Annotated in this window: 12 protein-coding genes; 5 read left to right on the forward strand and 7 right to left on the reverse strand. The window is 72.1% G+C overall.

All coding sequences use genetic code 11. From position 1 onward, the window contains the following. Positions 1-93: 93 nt before the first annotated feature. The gene (gene asnB / locus JQN84_RS15560) at positions 94-2055 is read right to left on the reverse strand and encodes an asparagine synthase (glutamine-hydrolyzing) (RefSeq protein ID WP_204959105.1); all 1962 of its coding nucleotides are present in this window, start codon (positions 2053-2055) and stop codon (positions 94-96) included. Between the two features lie 221 nt (positions 2056-2276). Between asnB and JQN84_RS15565 the strand changes: the two genes are divergently transcribed. Both JQN84_RS15565 and JQN84_RS15570 read left to right on the forward strand, forming a co-directional pair. After that, a complete protein-coding gene (locus JQN84_RS15565) occupies positions 2277-3758 on the forward strand; it encodes an aminopeptidase P family protein (RefSeq protein ID WP_204959106.1) in 1482 nt (493 codons plus the stop codon). Between the two features lie 706 nt (positions 3759-4464). Then, positions 4465-6123: a right-handed parallel beta-helix repeat-containing protein gene (locus tag JQN84_RS15570; protein WP_204959107.1), complete on the forward strand. Its 1659-nt coding sequence runs from the start codon at positions 4465-4467 to the stop codon at positions 6121-6123. A gap of 131 nt (positions 6124-6254) precedes the next feature. On the opposite strand, the gene pulA is transcribed toward JQN84_RS15570, so the two are convergent. The 5 genes from pulA to JQN84_RS15595 all read right to left on the reverse strand — a co-directional run bounded on the left by pulA (position 6255) and on the right by JQN84_RS15595 (position 14737). After that, entirely contained in the window at positions 6255-11750 is a 5496-nt protein-coding gene (gene pulA / locus JQN84_RS15575) for a pullulanase-type alpha-1,6-glucosidase (protein ID WP_204959108.1), read from the reverse strand. Positions 11751-11904: 154 nt separating this feature from the next. Next, the gene (locus tag JQN84_RS15580; RefSeq protein ID WP_204959109.1) at positions 11905-12678 is read right to left on the reverse strand and encodes a cellulose-binding protein; all 774 of its coding nucleotides are present in this window, start codon (positions 12676-12678) and stop codon (positions 11905-11907) included. A gap of 105 nt (positions 12679-12783) precedes the next feature. Further along, positions 12784-13542: a hypothetical protein gene (locus tag JQN84_RS15585; protein ID WP_204959110.1), complete on the reverse strand. Its 759-nt coding sequence runs from the start codon at positions 13540-13542 to the stop codon at positions 12784-12786. A gap of 87 nt (positions 13543-13629) precedes the next feature. After that, entirely contained in the window at positions 13630-14019 is a 390-nt protein-coding gene (locus JQN84_RS15590) for a DUF6841 family protein (protein ID WP_204959111.1), read from the reverse strand. 37 nt (positions 14020-14056) lie between these two features. Further along, entirely contained in the window at positions 14057-14737 is a 681-nt protein-coding gene (locus JQN84_RS15595; RefSeq protein ID WP_204959112.1) for a hypothetical protein, read from the reverse strand. A 19-nt stretch (positions 14738-14756) separates the two neighbouring features. Here JQN84_RS15595 and JQN84_RS15600 point away from each other — a divergent pair, with 19 nt between their 5' ends. The 3 genes from JQN84_RS15600 to JQN84_RS15610 all read left to right on the forward strand — a co-directional run bounded on the left by JQN84_RS15600 (position 14757) and on the right by JQN84_RS15610 (position 16779). Continuing rightward, positions 14757-14939 (forward strand): hypothetical protein, encoded by a 183-nt coding sequence (locus JQN84_RS15600; RefSeq protein ID WP_088645642.1) that lies wholly within the window; start codon positions 14757-14759, stop codon positions 14937-14939. Between the two features lie 97 nt (positions 14940-15036). Continuing rightward, entirely contained in the window at positions 15037-15762 is a 726-nt protein-coding gene (locus tag JQN84_RS15605) for an alpha/beta hydrolase (RefSeq protein WP_204959113.1), read from the forward strand. 360 nt (positions 15763-16122) lie between these two features. After that, entirely contained in the window at positions 16123-16779 is a 657-nt protein-coding gene (locus JQN84_RS15610) for a C39 family peptidase (protein ID WP_204959114.1), read from the forward strand. A 64-nt stretch (positions 16780-16843) separates the two neighbouring features. Here the strand turns inward: JQN84_RS15610 and JQN84_RS15615 are convergent, their stop codons facing one another. Further along, complete coding sequence (locus JQN84_RS15615) at positions 16844-17476, reverse strand: DedA family protein (RefSeq protein WP_281895856.1); 633 nt, start codon at positions 17474-17476, stop codon at positions 16844-16846. Positions 17477-17486 lie beyond the last annotated feature (10 nt).

The following is a 17486-nucleotide window of genomic DNA, read 5'->3' on the forward strand; positions in this document are numbered from 1 at the left end:
CACACCGGAGGCCCCCGCCCGATCGGGCGGGGGCCTCCGGCCTGTCCGGGGCCCGGTGTCCGCCGCGACGTGTCGACGGGGACCGGGCCGGGGTCAGCGGACCATGCTGCCGACCACCGGCTTGGTGAGCAGCGCCGACTGGTTGCGCTGGATGCCCGGGTCGAGGGTCTTGGCCACGAAGATGGCGTGCCAGATGCAGAAGATCAGCACCGTCCACACCTTGCGGGAGTTGTCCGCCTCCTCGCGCTTGTGCTCCTCCAGCAGCCGCATCGCGTACGACAGGTCGATCAGGTCGCCGGCACCGGAGGTGGACAGCACGTGCCGGGCCCACTCGTACATCTCGCCGCGCAGCCAGACCCGGGTCGGGGTGGGAAAGCCCAGCTTCCTGCGGTTGACGATGGCCGGCGGCACGACCCCCTGCAACGCCTGGCGCATGGCGTACTTGGTGGCGTCGGAGCGGGGCGGCAGCTTCAGGTCGACCGGGATGGTGGAGGCCACGTCGAACACCATCCGGTCCAGGAACGGCACCCGGACCTCCAGCGAGTGCGACATCGAGATCCGGTCCGCCTTGACCAGGATGTCGCCGCGCAGCCAGGTGTAGAGGTCGACGTACTGCATCTTGGTGACGTCGTCGAGTTCGGTGCACTCGGCGTAGATCGGGGCGGTGACGTCGGTGTAGCGCACCGACGGGTCGTAGCGGCGCAGCAGGTGCCGCTTCTCCTCCTCGGTGAACATCCGGGCGTTGCCGTAGTAGCGCTGCTCGATCGGGGTGGTGCCGCGCTCCAGGAAGCTCTTGCCCTTGACCCCCTGCGGGATCGCCTTGGAGACCGCCCGCAGGCCCTTCTGCACCCCGCCGGGCAGGCCGTTGACGGTGCCCAGGGAGAGCGGCTCGCGGTAGATGGTGTAGCCGCCGAAGAACTCGTCGGCCCCCTCGCCGGAGAGCACCACCGTGACGTGCTCGGCGGCCTTCTTGGCCACGAAGTAGAGCGGGACCAGCGCCGGGTCGGCCACCGGGTCGTCCAGGTGCCAGACGATCTTCGGCAGCGCCTCGATCATGTCCTGCGGCCCGATCTTGGTGGCGATGGTGGTCACGTCGAGGTGCCGGGCCGAGTCCTGGGCCACGTCGATCTCGGAGTAGCCGGGCACGTCGTAGCCGACGGTGAAGGTGAGGATGTTGGGGTTGAACTCGCGGGCCAGGGCCACCACGGCGGTGGAGTCGATGCCGCTGGACAGGAACGAGCCGACCGGCACGTCGGAGCGCATGTGCATCCGGACGCTCTCCCGCAGCGTCTCCCGGATCTCGTGGTACAGCCGCTGTTCGTCGGCGACCGGGGCGGGCCGGAACACCGGCCGGTACCAGCGCCGCACGTCCAGCCGGCCCCCCGGCGACCAGGTCAGGTACTCCCCGGAACCGATCCGGCTGATGCCCTGGTGCAGGGTGCCGGGCTCGGGGACGTACTGGAGGGTCAGGTAGTGGCTGAGGTTGGCGGTGTCGATGCCGGCGTCGCCCTGGTAGTAGGAGTGCGCGAAGGGCAGCAGCGCCTTCTTCTCGGAGGCGAGGTAGAGCCCGTCGGCGGTCTCCAGGTAGTGCAGCGGCTTGATGCCGAAGTAGTCCCGCGCGCCGAACGCCCGGCGCTCCTGCCGGTCCCAGATGACGAAGGCGAACATGCCGCGCAGCCGGGTGAGCACCTGCTCGCCCCAGTAGTGGTAGCCGGCGACGATCACCTCGCCGTCCCCGGCGGTGGCGAACTGGGCGCCGAAGGTGCGGACCAGCTCCTCGCGCAGCTCGATGTAGTTGTAGATCTCGCCGTTGAAGGTCAGCAGGTAGCGACCGCCCGCGTAGGGCAGCGGCTCGTGGCTGGACGCCACGTCGATGATGGCCAGCCGCTTGTGCGCGAACACCCCGTCGGCGTAGTGGCCGGTGGCGTCACCGACCACCTCGACCCCTGTCTCGTCCGGTCCGCGGTGGTGCAGGCATTCCAACGCCCCCGCGATGTTGTCGCGGTGGGCGGCGGCGTTGCCGTTCGCGCTGAAGAAGGCCAGGAGTCCGCACATGGCCGACATCTTTCCACGCGGCGCAATCCGCCCGCGCGGCACCGCAGGCTCTGTCCCCCTCCCCACGACGCGATCCGCCGGGCCCGGCCCCGGGCCCCGGACAGCATCGAGTCACCCGGACGGGGTCGGGCCGGCGGGACGTCGGGTGCGGGACCGCAGGCACCCCGTCCGGGCGGAGCCGGAGTACCGTCTGGACGAGCGACGAGGCGAAGGGAGCCGACATGGCCGAGGAACGGACGGACGGCAAGCCGGCGGACGGCACCGAATCGCACGATCCGGACTTTCCGGAGGCGTTCCTGTCCTTCATGCGGCAGGGCTGGCGGGACACCAGCCTGCCGGTCGGCCCCCGGCCGGAGGTCCCGCACCACGCCAAGCGGCGGGAAGCCCTGTCCGCCGCCTTCCCGGGCGAGACGCTGGTCATCCCCACCGGCACCGAGAAGGTACGCGCCAACGACACCGACCACCCGTTCCGGCCGGGCAGCGACTTCGCCTACCTGACCGGTGACCACGACCCGGACAGCGTCCTGGTGCTGCGGCCCAACGGCTCGGGGCACGACGCGACGTTGTACATGCGTCCCCGGTCCTCGCGGGAGACCGACGAGTTCTTCCGCAGCCGGCACGGCGAGCTGTGGGTGGGGCGGCGGCACACGCTGGCCGAGAAGTCCACCGAGCTGGGCCTGGCCACCGAGGACCTGTCCGCGCTGGACGGGGCGCTGGCCCGGATGGCGCCGGGGCGGACCCGGGTGCTGCGCGGCTTCGACCAACGGGTCGACGCCGCGGTGCGCCCGTGGGACGGCGCCCGCGAGGAGGGGCAGCCGGGCCGGGACCGGGAGCTGGCGATCACGATCGCCGAGTTGAAGCTGGTCAAGGACGAGTGGGAGGTCGCCCAGCTCCAGGAGGCGGTCGACGCCACCGTCCGCGGTTTCGAGGACGTGGCCCGCGCGCTGCCGGCCGACCGGGGCGTCTCCGAGCGGCTGTTGGAGGGGATCTTCGCGCTGCGGGCCCGGCACGACGGCAACGACGTCGGCTACGGCTCGATCGTCGGCGCGGGCGAGCACGCGACGATCCTGCACTGGGTGCACAACCACGGCGCGACCCGCCCGGGTGAGCTGCTGCTGATGGACATGGGTGTGGAGAACCGCAACCTCTACACCGCCGACGTGACCCGGGTGCTGCCGGTCGACGGCCGGTTCACCCCGCTGCAACGCCAGGTCTACGACGCGGTGTACGCCGCCCAGCAGGCCGGCATCGACGCGATCCGCCCGGGGGTCGGCTTCCGTGAGGTGCACCTGACCTCGATGCGGGTGCTCGCCGAGGCGTTGAAGGATCTCGGTCTGCTCCCGGTGAGCGTCGACGAGGCGATGGACCCGGCCTCCACGGTCTACCGGCGGTGGACCCTGCACGGCACCAGCCACATGCTCGGCATCGACGTGCACGACTGCTCGAACGCCCGCAAGGAGAAGTACCGCGACGGCGCGCTGGGCGAGGGCTACGTGCTCACCGTCGAGCCGGGGCTGTACTTCCAGCCGGAGGACGAGCTGGTCCCCGAGGAGCTGCGCGGCATCGGCGTCCGGATCGAGGACGACATCCTGGTCACCGCGACCGGCTCGGTGAACCTGTCGGCGGGTCTGCCCCGCCGCTCGGACGAGGTGGAGACCTGGCTGGCCGAGCAGCGTGAGGCCGGCCCCCGCCTGCCCGGCTGATCTTCCGCACCCACCGCCGACGGCCCCACCGCCGGACGCGTTCCCCGATCGGGTGACGCGCACCGACGGCGGGGCCGACTACATCATGGGCAACACCGTTGCCTCACCTGGCACGGCTGTTCGCGCCCACCAGCGCTGCCTCGCCGATCATGGAGTTGTGGTAGGCAACAAAACGCCTACAAAGCCCCAAAATCGGCACCACAACTCCATGATCGCCAAGCGGGCCACCCCGCTCCCGGCTCACATCGGCGGGCACATCGCCGGCCAGCGGCGACACGACACCCGACCCACCACCCGACAGGCGCGACACGACACCGAGACGACCGCACGGCGCGCCGAGTCACCCGCGCGCACATGATCACGAGCTGATCACCTCCAGGTTGCCCCGCGTCGTCACGTCGGGCGCACACCGTCACGATCACGCTCGAACCACGAAGTAGTGGCCTTCGGAACTACCGAGGCCACTACTTCGTGCTTTCAGCACGATCCTGCGGTGGTGGGTGGCGGTGGCATGCGACGCCCGGCCGTCCGGGAAAGCGCCTGACCGAAGCGCCACGTCCCCAAAGCGGGCTTTCTTCGTTTTTGACCTCATAGCGAGGAACCTTCTCATACCGTGGGTTTCGGGAGCTACAACCGATTTGTAGCAGGGGACGTCCGCTCAGGCGCGGCGACCCTGTCTGGTACGAGGAGAGGGCAGAGAGCTCCGATGTCCAACTACCTAACGAACAACGAAGCCTCCGCGCGGGCGACGGGGAGCAGGAGCCGTCGCAAGCTCTGGCTCGCCAGTGGCGTCGCCGGGTTGACAGGTGTGGTCAGTCTCGCCGCGGTGGGCGTCGCCGGCAGCGCCGGGGCGGTCGGGGTGAGCGGACTGAAGTGGAACACCACTCAGCAGGTCACCAAGGACGGCGGCGAGGGTCGTGGCGACGAGGGCCCGGACCGTGGCGGCAAGGACGACTACGACGGTAAGGACCGCGAGCGCGGGAAGGAGGTGCCCTGCGACACCGACCGGCTCATCCAGGCCATCGTCTTCGCCAACAGCCGCGACGGCGGCGTGCTGGACCTGGCCAAGGGCTGCACCTACAACCTGACCCGCAACCAGGACGGCAACGGCCTGCCGGTGATCACCCAGGACATCACCCTGCGGGGTGAGCACACCACGATCACCCGGGACGCCACCGCCGACTACTTCCGGATCCTCAACGTGGGTCCCGGCGGTCACCTGAGCCTCAAGGGCCTGACCATCAAGGGTGGGCAGACCATCGAGGCGTTGCAGCCGGTCTCGCCGGCCGCGGTGTGGGGGGCCTACTCGGACTCGCAGGCGATCGCCGCCCAGGTCAAGGCCGGCACCCCGCTGGCCCAGGCGCTCGCCGCCCGTAAGGCGAACCCGAAGGCCGGCCTGAAGGCCGCGCCGAAGGCCGCCCGCAAGGCCGCGGTGAAGGCCGCGCCGAAGGCGAAGCCGGGCAAGGTCGGCACGCTGGTCGAGGAGCCGGGCGTCAACGACGGCGCGGGGATCCTGGTGCAGCCCGGTGGTACCGCCAACCTGTTCGACACCTCGGTGGTGCTGAACCAGTCCGGCGGCAACGGCGGCGGGCTGGCCAACTTCGGCACCACGTCGCTGCGGCACACCGAGGTCGCCCACAACACCGCCTTCTTCTTCGGCGGGGGCGTCTTCAACGCCGGCCTGCTCCAGGTCGAGGAGTCCACGATCACCGACAACACCGCCATCGTCGGTGGTGGCGGTGTCGCCAACGGCGCCGCGGAGATCTTCACCGAGGACGTCGACGGTGGCACCGTCCTGATCGACAAGTCCAAGATCACCGACAACGAGACGCTCGGCTTCGGCGGTGGCGTGCTCGACATCGGCGGCAACACCACCGTGCGCTACACCGAACTGCTGTCGAACACCGCGGTGCTCGCCGGTGGCGGTCTCGCGGCGGCGGACGCCCAGGTCAACGTGCACCACTCGACGGTGGCCAGGAACAGCACCGCGGGCGTCGGCGGCGGCGTGGCCGTCGCGTTCGACAGCGCGGTCACCATCGAGAAGAGCTACCTGAAGGAGAATACCGCCGGCTTCTTCGGCGGCGGGCTGTTCAACGCGGACAGCGTCACCACGGTGCGCGAGTCCGAGGTCGTCGCCAACCGGGCCCTCGGTCCGATCGGTGTCGGCGGCGGCATCTTCAACATCTTCGGCGAGGTCAACCTCAGCCGGACGAAGGTCGCCAACAACTTCGCCACCCTCGCCCCCGGCGGTGTGTTCACCTTCGAGGGCGTGGTGAACGTGGACGACAAGTCCGCGATCGTCGCGAACCGTCCGACCAACTGCCTGGCCATCCCGGGTGACACCATCCCGAACTGCTTCGGCTGAGCACCCCGGGTGACGTGCGGCCGGTGACGGCGGCACACCGGGCAGGACACGCACCGGCCCCCCTCCGCGACACGCGGAGGGGGGCCGGTCGTCGTCGTGCCGTCCACACCGCCGGACCACGCCCGGCCGGGTCAGCGTCGGACGAAGACCGCCACGCTGCGCGCCGGAACGGTGAAGGTGCCCGCCGCCCGGTCGAACGAGGCGGTCCGCAGCACCGGGTCGGCCGAGTCGGCAAGCACCGGGTGCAGGGTGGTGTCCGTGCCCCGCAGCCCGGCCACCGTCTGCTTCGCCGTCGTCGGGGTGGCGTTGAAGACCACGGTCACCGTCTTCCACCGGCCATCGAGCCCCCGGGCGTCGAGGGTCATGGTGAGCACCCCCGGGGTCTCCTTCGCCCCGGACAGCGGGAACGCGACCCGCTGCTGCACCTGCGCGGCGGTGGTCAGCCCGAACACCGGCGAGGACCGCCGGATCTCCAGCAGTTCCGCGTACCGGGCGTCGGCCAGGTCGATCGCGGCGCAGCCCGGCACCAGGGCCGGGTCGGCCAGCAGCGGTTTGGCGTACGGCCACTTGTCCTGGTTGTCCGCCGCCGGGGGCAGGCCGACGCCGAAGCCGTTGCCCTGGGCGCAGTCCCAGCGGATCTGGTTGAACCAGTCACCGGAGTTGTAGGAGTTGCGGTCCAGCGACTTGGAGCGCAGCCGCTCGGAGCCGGCCGCCACGAACCCGGTGCCCTGCCCGAGCGCGGTGGTGGCCAGGGCCAGCACCTGCATCCGGGCCCGGTCCGTCGCCGAGGTGCCGGTGGGCAGCTTGTACGCCAGCGCGTCGTACAGGATCTCGTTGTCGTGCGCGTCGACGTAGGTGACCGCCTCGCCGGGGGCGGCGGTGTAGCCGGCCGGCGAGCCGTTGTAGTCCACCTGCGCCCCGGTGACCTGCCGGCCGGCGGAGTCGGTGAACCGGTAGTCGCGCAGGTTGCCGGTCAACCCCACCTTGATCAGGTCCTGCTGGTGGCGCAGCCGGGCCTGCTGCTCGGCGGCGGTGCCGTTGACGTCGTCGCCGTTGGGGTCGGTGTACAGGCCGGAGGCGAAGCCCTGCACGCGCGGGTTGCCGTCGAACGGGCCGCCACCACGTACCGCGTCGCGGAGCCGGTCGTTGAAGGTGCCGATCCCGGTGCCGGCCATGTTGGCCTGGGTGGCCTGCACGAACCGGGCGTCGTCGGCGACCTCGCCGAAGTTCCAGCCCTCGCCGTAGAGCAGGATCTTCTTTCCGTCGACGCCGTCGCGGGCGAGGGTCAGCCGGTCCAGCGCGGCCCGGACGGCCAGGATGTTGGCCTTCGGGTGGTGGCCCATCAGGTCGAACCGGAAGCCGTCCACCTTGTACTGCTTCGCCCAGGTGACCAGCGAGTCGACCACCAGCTTGCCCATCATGGCGTGCTCGGGGGCGGTGTTGGCGCAGCAGGTCGAGTTGGCGACGGTGCCGTCGTCGAGCAGCCGGTGGTAGTAGCCGGGCACCACCTGGTCCAGCACCGACTTCGGATCGGTGCCGGCGGCGGAGGTGTGGTTGTAGACCACGTCGAGCACCACCCGCAGGCCGGCGTCGTTGATCCCGGCGACCATCCGGCGGAACTCGGCGGTCCGCCGCGCCCCGTCCGGGTCGACGGCGTAGCCGCCCTCCGGGACGGTGTAGTGCAGCGGGTCGTACCCCCAGTTGTAGCCGTCGGTGTCGGCGACCGCCGCGACGCACGCCTGCTGCCGGTCGGAGTCCGGCGGCAGCGCCGCCAGGTCGCAGTCGGGCTGCCGCTGGTCGGCCCGCTTCTCCGGGATGGTGGCGAAGTCGAACACCGGCAGCAGGTGCAGGTAGTTGACCCCGGCGTCGCCGAGCGCCTTGAGGTGTTTCATGCCGGCCGTGTCCGGGTCGGTGAAGGCCAGGTAGGTGCCCCGCCGGTCGGCCGGCACGGTGGTGTCGGCGATGGAGAAGTCGCGTACCGACAGCTCGGAGATCTGCGCCTGCGACGCGGGCGGCGCGGCCGGCTTGCGCAGCCCGGACCAGCCGGGCGGAGCGAGCGCCGGGTCGGCCAGGTCGACGATCTGGCTGTGCGTGGAGTCGGCCGCGAGCGCCACCGAGTAGGGGTCGGTGACCGAGGCGGTGACGATCTTCTGGGCGGCCGGCTGCCAGGCTTGCACCCGGTAGCGGTAGTACCGGCCGGTCCAGTCGCGGCTGCCGCGTACCGACCAGACGCCGGTGCGGTCGTCGCGGCGCATCGCCACCGTGCGCGGCTGCGCCGACGGGGTGTCGGACAGTTCGAGGGTGACGGTGCGGGCGGTGGGCGCCCAGACCGCGAGGGTGGGCACCCGGCCGGCGAAGCTGACCCCGAGCGTCGCGTCGGTGGCGGCCCGGTAGACGTCGTCGAGCACCCCGGGGATCTGCACCCCGGTCGCGCGCAGCAGCGCGCCCTTGGCGTCCCGCTCGGTGACCACGAGCTGCCCACGCAACGCCGCCGGCACCTTCGCCAGGTCGGCCCGGTCGAGGTGGAACGCCTGGTGGGCCCACAGGTGCGGGAAGGCCGCCCGCTGGGCCTCGGTGAGCCCGTTGCGCTGCGCCCGCAACGGCAGCGAGGTGTACGTCCCGGACAGCTCCCCGTCGACCACACCCAGCCCACCCGCCGGTGCCGCCACCAGGGCGTACGCCTTGCCGTCGGTCGCACCGACGGCCCAGGTGAGGGTGGACCTGTCGATCCACTGTGCCTGCTGTTTCGTGATGTCGAGGTCCTTGGTCGTCCCGGTGGCGGTGGCGGGCAGCAGCCGGCCGGGCACCCCGCCCAGCAGCCAGACCTCGTGGCCGACCCCGGTCAGGTCGAGTCGCTGGTCGTCGGGCTGATCCTTGGTGTCGCCCCGGTGGATGATGTAGTTGAGCCCGGTCGCGCCGGCCGCCAGCGGCACCCGGAACAGCGCGCCGAAGGAGTCGATCTTCTCGGGCAGGAGCGGGCTCGACCAGTCGGTCGGGGTGGCCGCCCCGTCCCACAGGTGCAGGCCCCAGCCGGCGTAGTCGTTGTCCGCCTTGCGCCAGTGGATGACCGCCGTGTTCGGGTCGACGGGCGGGTCGGGTTCGCCGGTGGCGGCCTGCCGGGTGGGATAGAGCGCCGGGTCGCCCTGCTTGACCCAGACCTCACCGGTGGTGGTCACGTCGACGGTCCGGTCGTTGGCGACGTCCTTGGTGCCCGCCTTGTCGACCACGAGGAACCCGACGGACTTCGCGCCGGGCTTGAGCTTCACCCAGGCGAACCGGCCGTACGAGTCCTCGCCGGCGAACGGCTGCCCGGCGGGCCACTGCGTGACGTACGCCGGGTCGAGGTCACCCCAGGCGTAGAGCCCCCAGTCGGCGTAGTCCCCGGCGGGGCGCTGGTAGTGCACCACCACCCAGTCCCGGGACGCGCCCTGCGCCGGGGTGCCGACCACCCCGGTCGACCGGGTGGCGGCGGTGCGTCCCTTCCCGTCGCGGACGACCGCCTTGTACTCGACCCGGGTGCCCCCGGCCAGCCCGGTCAGGTCGTGGTGCACGGTGTACGGCGCGGTGTGCGCGCTGCCCAGCAGGGTCCACTTCCCACCCGCGACCCGGGCGGCGACGGTGACGGTGGCCAGCGGGTCACCTGTCACCTGCGCGGTGACGGCGGCCCGGGTGGCGACCGGGTCGACGCCCGGCTCGGTGAGGGTGACGGCCGGCTTGGCGGTGGCCTGCGGCACGGGCCGACCGGCCCGGAACACCACGGCCGACCCGGCGGGCACGGTCAGGCTCAGCTTTCCGTCGGAGCCGGCGGCCGGGGTGGCCGTGCCGCCGTAGATGCCGGTAAAGGTGGTGCCGGGTGACCAGGTCTGCACGGTGACAGTCTGCGGGGTGCCGGCGTTGTTCACCGCGGCGAGGTACTCGGTGCGGTCGGCCGGGGAGATCCGGGAGAAGGCGAAGACACCCGGCCCGTCGGCGGCGTACCGGGTGACCTGCACGCCGTCGCGCAGGCCGGGGTGCGCGGCCCGCAGCCGGCCCAGCTCGGCGATGGTGCGGTAGAGCGGGTGGGTGGTGTCGTACTGGTCGCTGGCGTGGGTGCGGGTGGTGCCGATCAGGTCGTCGTCGAGGTAGTCCGCCGTGCGGCTGGCGAACATGTCCTGCCGGGCGTCCTTGTCCCCGCCCGGCCCGGTGAAGCCCTGCTCGTCGCCGGAGTAGACGACCGGCTGCCCCCGGGTGAGGAACATCAGCTGGTGGGCGAGCCGGTCCCGGCCGAGCTGGCGGGCGTCGTCACCACCGGCGGCGGCGACGAACGAGCCGATCCGGCCCATGTCGTGGTTGCCGAGGAAGGTGGTCAGCCGGCCGGCGTCGGTGTCCCGCGCGGCGTACAGCGAATCCTTGGCGTAGACGTCGGCCAGCGCCTTCGCCGGCCCGTCGGCGGCGGTGTAGGCGCGGGCCGCCTCCTGGAAGGAGAAGTCGAGGGTGGCCGGCAGCCCGCCGCGCCGCACGTAGGTGGAGGTGACCTCCTGATCGGCGCTGTAGACCTCGCCGAACATGAAGAAGTCCTTCTTCCCCGCTTTGTCGGCGGCGCGCTTGATGCCCTGGCTGAACTGCGGCCAGAAGTCGAGGTTGACGTGCTTGACGGTGTCCAGCCGGAACCCGTCGACGTCGGTGCTGGCGATCCAGTCGCCGTACGCCTTGGTCAGACCCCGGACCACCTCGGGCCGCTCGGTCCACAGGTCGTCGAGGCCGTAGAAGTCGCCGTACTCGCTGTTCTCGCCGGTGAAGGTGGAGTCGCCCCGGTTGTGGTACATCGTCGGGTCGTTCAGCCAGGCCGGGACCTTGACCTTCGCGTCGGCGGGGCTGGCGAAGGTGGGCGTGTACGCCCCGGAGTCCCGGTTCACCGTCGGGAAGGCCCGGGTGCCGTCGGCGTAGTTGCGGTCCTCGAACTCGCGCCCCTGCGCGTCGGTGTACGGCGACGTCTTCTTGTCGATGTACGCGTACCTGCCCTCGGCGTAGGAGATGACGTCGGCGGTGTGGTTGACGATGACGTCGAGGTAGACCTTGATCCCCCGCTGGTGGGCCAGCTTGACCAGCCGCTTCATCTCCTCGTTGGTGCCGAAGTGCGGGTCGACCTGGGTGAAGTCGGTGATCCAGTAGCCGTGGTAGCCGGCGGAGACGTCCGCGCCGCTGCCCTGCACGGGACGGTTCTTGAAGATCGGCGCGAGCCAGATGGCGGTGGTGCCGAGACCCTGGATGTAGTCGAGCTTGTCGATCACGCCCTTGAGGTCGCCGCCGTGGTAGAAGCCCTTGTCGGTCGGGTCGAGGCCGGTGCGCAGCCGGTCCCCGGTGAGACCGCCGGTGTCGTTGCGGCGGTCGCCGTTGGCGAACCGGTCGGGCAGGACGAAGTAGAACTGTTCGGCCCGTCCCCGGCCGGTGCCGGCGGCGAGCAGCGCCTCGGTGGCGGGTTCGGCGTCCCACTGGGCGGCGCCGGCCGCGGCGAGGGCGTCGATGGTGGACGGTCGGTCGGTGGCGTCGGCACCGAGGTGGTGGACGGCGACCGGGACACCGACGAGGGCGAGGGTGAGGGTGGAGACCAGGGCGAGCAGCGCCTTGCGCGGCAGCGGGGGTTTCATCGACGGCCTTCCTATGGTCGCTGATTCGCCCGCACGCTAGCCCTTGCCGAAACATTCTGCAATACCTTGCAAACACTGCGGCAATACGGCAGCAATCTTGCAGAACGCGGCATGACCGATGGCCCGGGCGGCGACCGGTGACCCGGCCGGTGGGTCAGAGACCGGAGCAGGGCACCCCGTCGACGGTGCACCGCGACGGCCGGATGCTGCCGCCGGTGTTCTCGAAGTGGAACCGCAACGGCACCGAGGCGCCGGGTCCGACGTTCACCCCGCTGGTGTACGTGAACACCCCGCCGGACATCCGGGGGGTGCCCTGCGGGGCACCCTCGACCCACGAGGTGACCAGCCGGCTGCCCGGCGGCGGCACCAACCGCACCGTCCACGGCCGGGACACCCGGTCGCGGTTGTAGAGCAGCACCTCACCGATGAACGCCTCGTTGTTCCAGCTGTCCCGCACGCTGAACCGGCCGCTCACCGGCGACGACGGCGTGGCCGGCGGCGGAGGTGGCGGTGGCTGCGTGGTCGGCCGGGGCTGCCCGCCGGCCGGCTCGCCTGGCGGTGGCACGACCCCGCCGGCCGGCGGCTCGGGCACGTCGTCACCGGCCGACGGCCCGCCCGGGACGACCACCACGGGCACCTCGACCGGGGGCGGATCGGTACGGCGGGGCGTCAGCCCGGGGACGACCGGCTCAGGGAGGTTCGCCGCCACTCGGGCCGGGTTGGTCGCCCCCGATCCGGGCAGCGAGTAGGTCGGCAGCGGATCGGCCGGCCGGGCCTCGAACGCCGGCCCCCGGCTGCGGTACGACGCCAACGCGACGATCAGGAGCACCACCATCACCAGCACACCGGTGGCGACCACGACCCATGGCGACGACGCCAGCGCACCCGCTCCGTGTGCCCGCGGTTGCGCGCGACGCATGCCGGACATGACCCTCCCTGGTCGGCCCCGTCCGAGAAGAGTAACGATTCAGGCGATTGTCGGAAAGTGCCCAACGTCCGGAGTTTGTCCTAACCGGACAGTTTGTTTGTCCCGTCAGCCGCGCACCCGCAGCGCGTCCACCTGGAAGTAGACCCCGCTGCGCTTGACCGCCCGGATGGTGTAGCGCCCGACCGGCAGGTCCTGCACGCTGAACACGGTCTGCTGCGGTTGGTAACGCTGCGCCCGCGCGCTCACCCGCTGCTGCTTCACCGGTCGCCCACCGGAGTCGACGATCCACACGTCGGCGTCACCGTACTCGGGGTCGCGCGACGTGATGTAGTCCAGGCCGGTGCCGGTGAACGTGAAGCTGAACGAGTCCCCGTCATGGATGGTGTAGTGCACGTCGTCGCGGTGGTCGCCGAACGGCCGGTTCCGCGAGACCGCCCACCGCCCCCGGTAGGTGATGCCCGGGGCGTCGTCGTTGAGCAGCGTGGCCGGCGACGGCGGGATGGCCAGGGGCGACGGCGACACGGACGCCGACGGGCTGGCCGACCGGGACGCGGCGGGCGTCCGGACTATCGCCGGTGGGGCCACGCCGGTCCCGCCGCCGGTGGCCCGCCGGGTGGGGGTGGGCGACGGTGAGGCCGACGCCGACGCCGACTCGGTCACCGCCGGCACCCCGGGCACCATCACGGCCTCGCTGCGTGACCCGGCATCGTGCGTGGCGTAACGATCGTGGCCCAGCACCGCCACCAACGCCTTGACCAGCAGCAGGAGCAGCACGATCACCCCGATCGAGGCGAGCAGCCAGGGCGTCGCGGCGACCGCCTGGGGCAGTCGGGACGTCCACCGCGTCCCACGCGTGCCAGGCATGGCCCTCCTCGGTCGACCCTGTACGCAGAGATTAGCGACCGTCCGGTAGGGATGATCACCGGGGGCGTGGCAGGGGCGGCCGAACGGTCAGCCCGTCCGGACGACGGTGCAGATCGCCGGGCCGTCCTCGGTGCCGCGCAGCAGGTAGCGGTAGCGTTCCCCGGGCACCGCCCGGCCCTGGCTGTCCAGGAACTCCCAGCGCACGGCGACCATGGTCAGCAGTGCGGACACCGGTTCCACCTCCTCGATCAGCGCGTGGGCCGCGACCAGTTCCCGTTCCCGGTAGTCGGGCGCGGCACCCACGAAGGACAGCGCGACCGCCGCCATCGTGCTGAACGAGAAACTGTAGGTGTCGGCGACCACCAGCCCCGGCAGGGCGTAGCAGCCGGCGATGGCGGGCACGTCGCCGGTGGTGAGCGCCACCCCGTACCGGTCGAAGAAGTCGCTCAACGTGTCGAGGTCGGTGGAAGCTCTCACGGCGTCACCAATTGCCGTCCCCGGCCACCGGCAAACCTCACCGGGGCGGGATACGCACCTCGATCTCCGCGCCCAGCCGCGCGTCGCCGGCCAGGTCCAGGTCGTCGCCGCTCCAGAACCGACCCGGGTCGTACCAGTTGGGCCGCCGGCCGGCCGGCAACAGGCCCATCGCCTCGTAGGTCACCGCCACCACCTCGGCGCAGTACGCGGTCTCCAGCGCACGGTCCCCGTCCGCCCGACCGGCCGGCTCGTCGTCCCGGTCCCGCCGACCCGGCAAGGGCAGCGGCAGGCGCAGCTGGGGCACCCGGCCCCGGGCCCACCGCCAGGCCAGCTGGGCGGTGGACGGGAACGGGGTGCCGTCGAGCCGGGCCACCGTCCGCAGCACCGCCTGCTCCATCGTCGGACCGGCCGACGGTTCGAGCTGACGCAGCCAGGCCCGCTGGCCGTACCGGTTGGCCCAGACGCAGACCGCGTCCCGCAGGTCGTGCAGTTGGACGCCGCGGTGGTGGGTGCCGGTCCACATGTCCCGCAGCGACCGGCCCAGTTCGGCGTGCCACATCAGCGGGGGCATGTCGTCCAGCACCACCGCCATGCCGACGTGGTTGACGGGACTGTTGGTGGTGAACTGGATGGCCCGGTCCGGCACGCTGCGCCCCCGGAACACCCAGACGTCACCGGTGCGGGTCAGGTCGACGGCCTCGTCCAGGCTGATGCTCATGAGCGTCTACCCTAGGCCGATGCGGCAACGGATGCAGTGGTGGAAGGTCCTCGGCCTGGCGGGTCTCGCGGGGGTCGCCGCGACCGGGGTGGTCGTCGCCCGGGCCGAGCGGCGGCGTCGCGCGTACACCCCGGAGGAGATCCGGGACCGGCTGCGGGAGCGGCACGCCCAGGCCGCGACGTCCGGCGACGAGCCGGCCTGACCTACCCGCGGCCGACCGCCGACGGTCGACCACCGGCGGGGTCCACGGTGGCCCCGAGGGGCGGTCGGACGGGCCGCCGACGGCTAGGCTCCCCGGCATGGACGACGCGGTCGAGCAGCAGCCCTTCGTGTTGGCACCGCCCGCCGCGCCGGTGGAGCGGCACGGCCAGGTCGACCTGCACCTGCCGGCCGGCCCCGGCCCGCACCCCGTGGTGGTCGTGGTGCACGGCGCCCCGCTTCCACCGGGCGCGCCGGACCCCCGGGACTGGCTGCTCTACCGGGGATACGGGGCGCTCCTCGCCGAGCAGGGCCTGGTCGCCGCTGTCATCAGCTACCGGGTGACCGACCTCGCCGGGCTGCCCGCCACCGCCGACGAGATCGCCGGCCTGGTCGAGTCCGTCCGGGCCGATCCCCGGGTCGACCCGCAGCGGGTGGTGCTCTGGTTCTTCTCCGGCGGGAGCCTGCTGTCGGCCGACTGGCTGCGCGCCGCACCGGACTGGGTGCGGGGGATCGCGTTGACCTATCCGCTGCTCGTCCCGCTGCCCGGCTGGGAGGTGCCGGCACGGTTCCTGCCGATCGACGCCCTCGGTGCCGGCTCGACGACGCCGGTGGTGCTGACCCGGGCCGGGCAGGACAAGCTCCCCGGCCTGCTGGCCGGCATCGCGGCGTTCCTCGACGCCGCCGCCCGGGTCGGTCGACAGGTGCGCCTGGTGGAGGTGCCGGACGGCCAGCACGCCTTCGACATCCTGGACCACACCGAGCGGTCCCGCGACGCCGTCCGGGCGGCCCGGGACGCGGTGATCGACCTGATCCGCGCCGACTGAACCAGGTCGACCGCTCACCGCGCCGGGTCCGGTGCCGGGCCGGATGTCCGGTTCGGGGCGGGAGGTCCCGCACCGGACAGACCCGTTCGTCCCCGATCGTCCCGTGGCCGGGGCCACCCGCACGGCGGAATCGCTGCCGGGGGCGGGGCGTTGTACCCGGCATACCACCGCCACTCCCCCGCCCCCCGAGGGGACGGCCCCGGAACCCCGATCGCGGAATGCGGTCGCCACCGGGTCGGTTGACAATCCCCGGACGCCCGAGCAGGTCCCAGTGATCGCCCGGCGATCCCCTGGACTTCCGGCGACGCCCCACCCCCGGTGGGCGTGCGTCACACCCCCGATGCAGAGGAGCACGCGACCATGCGTACCGATCTGATCCGCAGGACCGCCCTGACCGCTGCCGGCCTCGCCTTCACCACCGGCGCCATCGCCGGCCCGCTGACCGCCGCCTACGCCGCCGAGGCCCGCACCGGCGCACCCGCCTCGGTGCAGGCCGAGCGCCGGCCCGCCGGTGAGCGTGAGCTGACGATGGACTACCAGGCGCAGCCGAACTTCTACTACTGCGGCCCCGCCGCGACCCGCAACGCCCTGTCCGTCCAGGGCAAGAAGATCGACGTCGACGCCATGGCCAAGGAGATGCGCACCACCGAGGCCGGCACCGACAGCATCAACGACATCACCCCCGTGCTGAACAAGGAGACCGGCCGCAAGGTGTACGAGAGCACCGAGATCCGCAGCGCCAAGGCCGACGACAGGCAGACCGACGAACTGCGCGCCGACATCGTGCGTGCCGTCGACGACGGCCGGGCCGTGGTGGCCAACATCGCCGGCACCGCCGTGGACACCGACGGCAACACCCACTCCTTCGAGGGTGGCCACTACATCAGCGTCATCGGCTACCGCGACGGTGGGAAGACCGTCACCATCGGTGACTCGGCCAACCCGGACACCGCTTCCTACCGGATGAGCGTGGACAACCTCGCCGACTGGATCGCCACCCGCGGCTACTCGTCCTGACCCCGTACACCGATCGGGCCGCCCCCACCCGGGGGCGGCCCGATCGTCGTCGGCACCCGCGCGGTTAGCGGTCGGTGCCGGCCGCCACCGGTTCGGCCTCGTCGGTGGTCGTCGTCGACTCCAGCCGGCGGGCGCGGCGGCGCAGCCACCAGGTGCTGGCCACCCCGCCGAGCACGGCCAGGACCAGGCCGGCCCAGGAGATGTCCTTGAGCCAGTGCTCGGCTGCCCGGCCCAGGGTGTAGAGCAGGTAGGTCGTGCCGAAGGCCCAGACCAGGCCGCCGGCCGCGTTGGCCACCAGGAACCGCCGGTACGGCACGTGCAGCGCGCCGGCCAGCGGCCCGGCCAGGATGCGCAGCAGGGCGACGAACCGGCCGAAGAACACCGCCCAGACGCCGTGCCGGGCGAAGCTCTGCTCGGCGCGGGCGAGTTGTGCGGGCCCCAGGTGCTTCGGGAAGCGCCGACCCAGCCGGGCCAGCAGCGGACGACCGCCCCGGCGGCCCACCGCGTAGCCGACGGAGTCGCCGACGATCGCGCCGAACGCCGCCGCGGTAGCGACCCAGTGCGGCTCGACCACCCCGGTCGCCGCCAGCAGGGCTGCGCTGACCAGCACGATCTCGCCCGGCAACGGGACACCCATGCTCTCGACGCCGATCACCCCGGCGACGATCAGGTAGACCACCCCCGGGGGAAGTGCCACGAGCCAGTGC

The organism is Micromonospora humidisoli (genome assembly GCF_016900955.1).
Taxonomy (GTDB): domain Bacteria; phylum Actinomycetota; class Actinomycetes; order Mycobacteriales; family Micromonosporaceae; genus Micromonospora; species Micromonospora wenchangensis.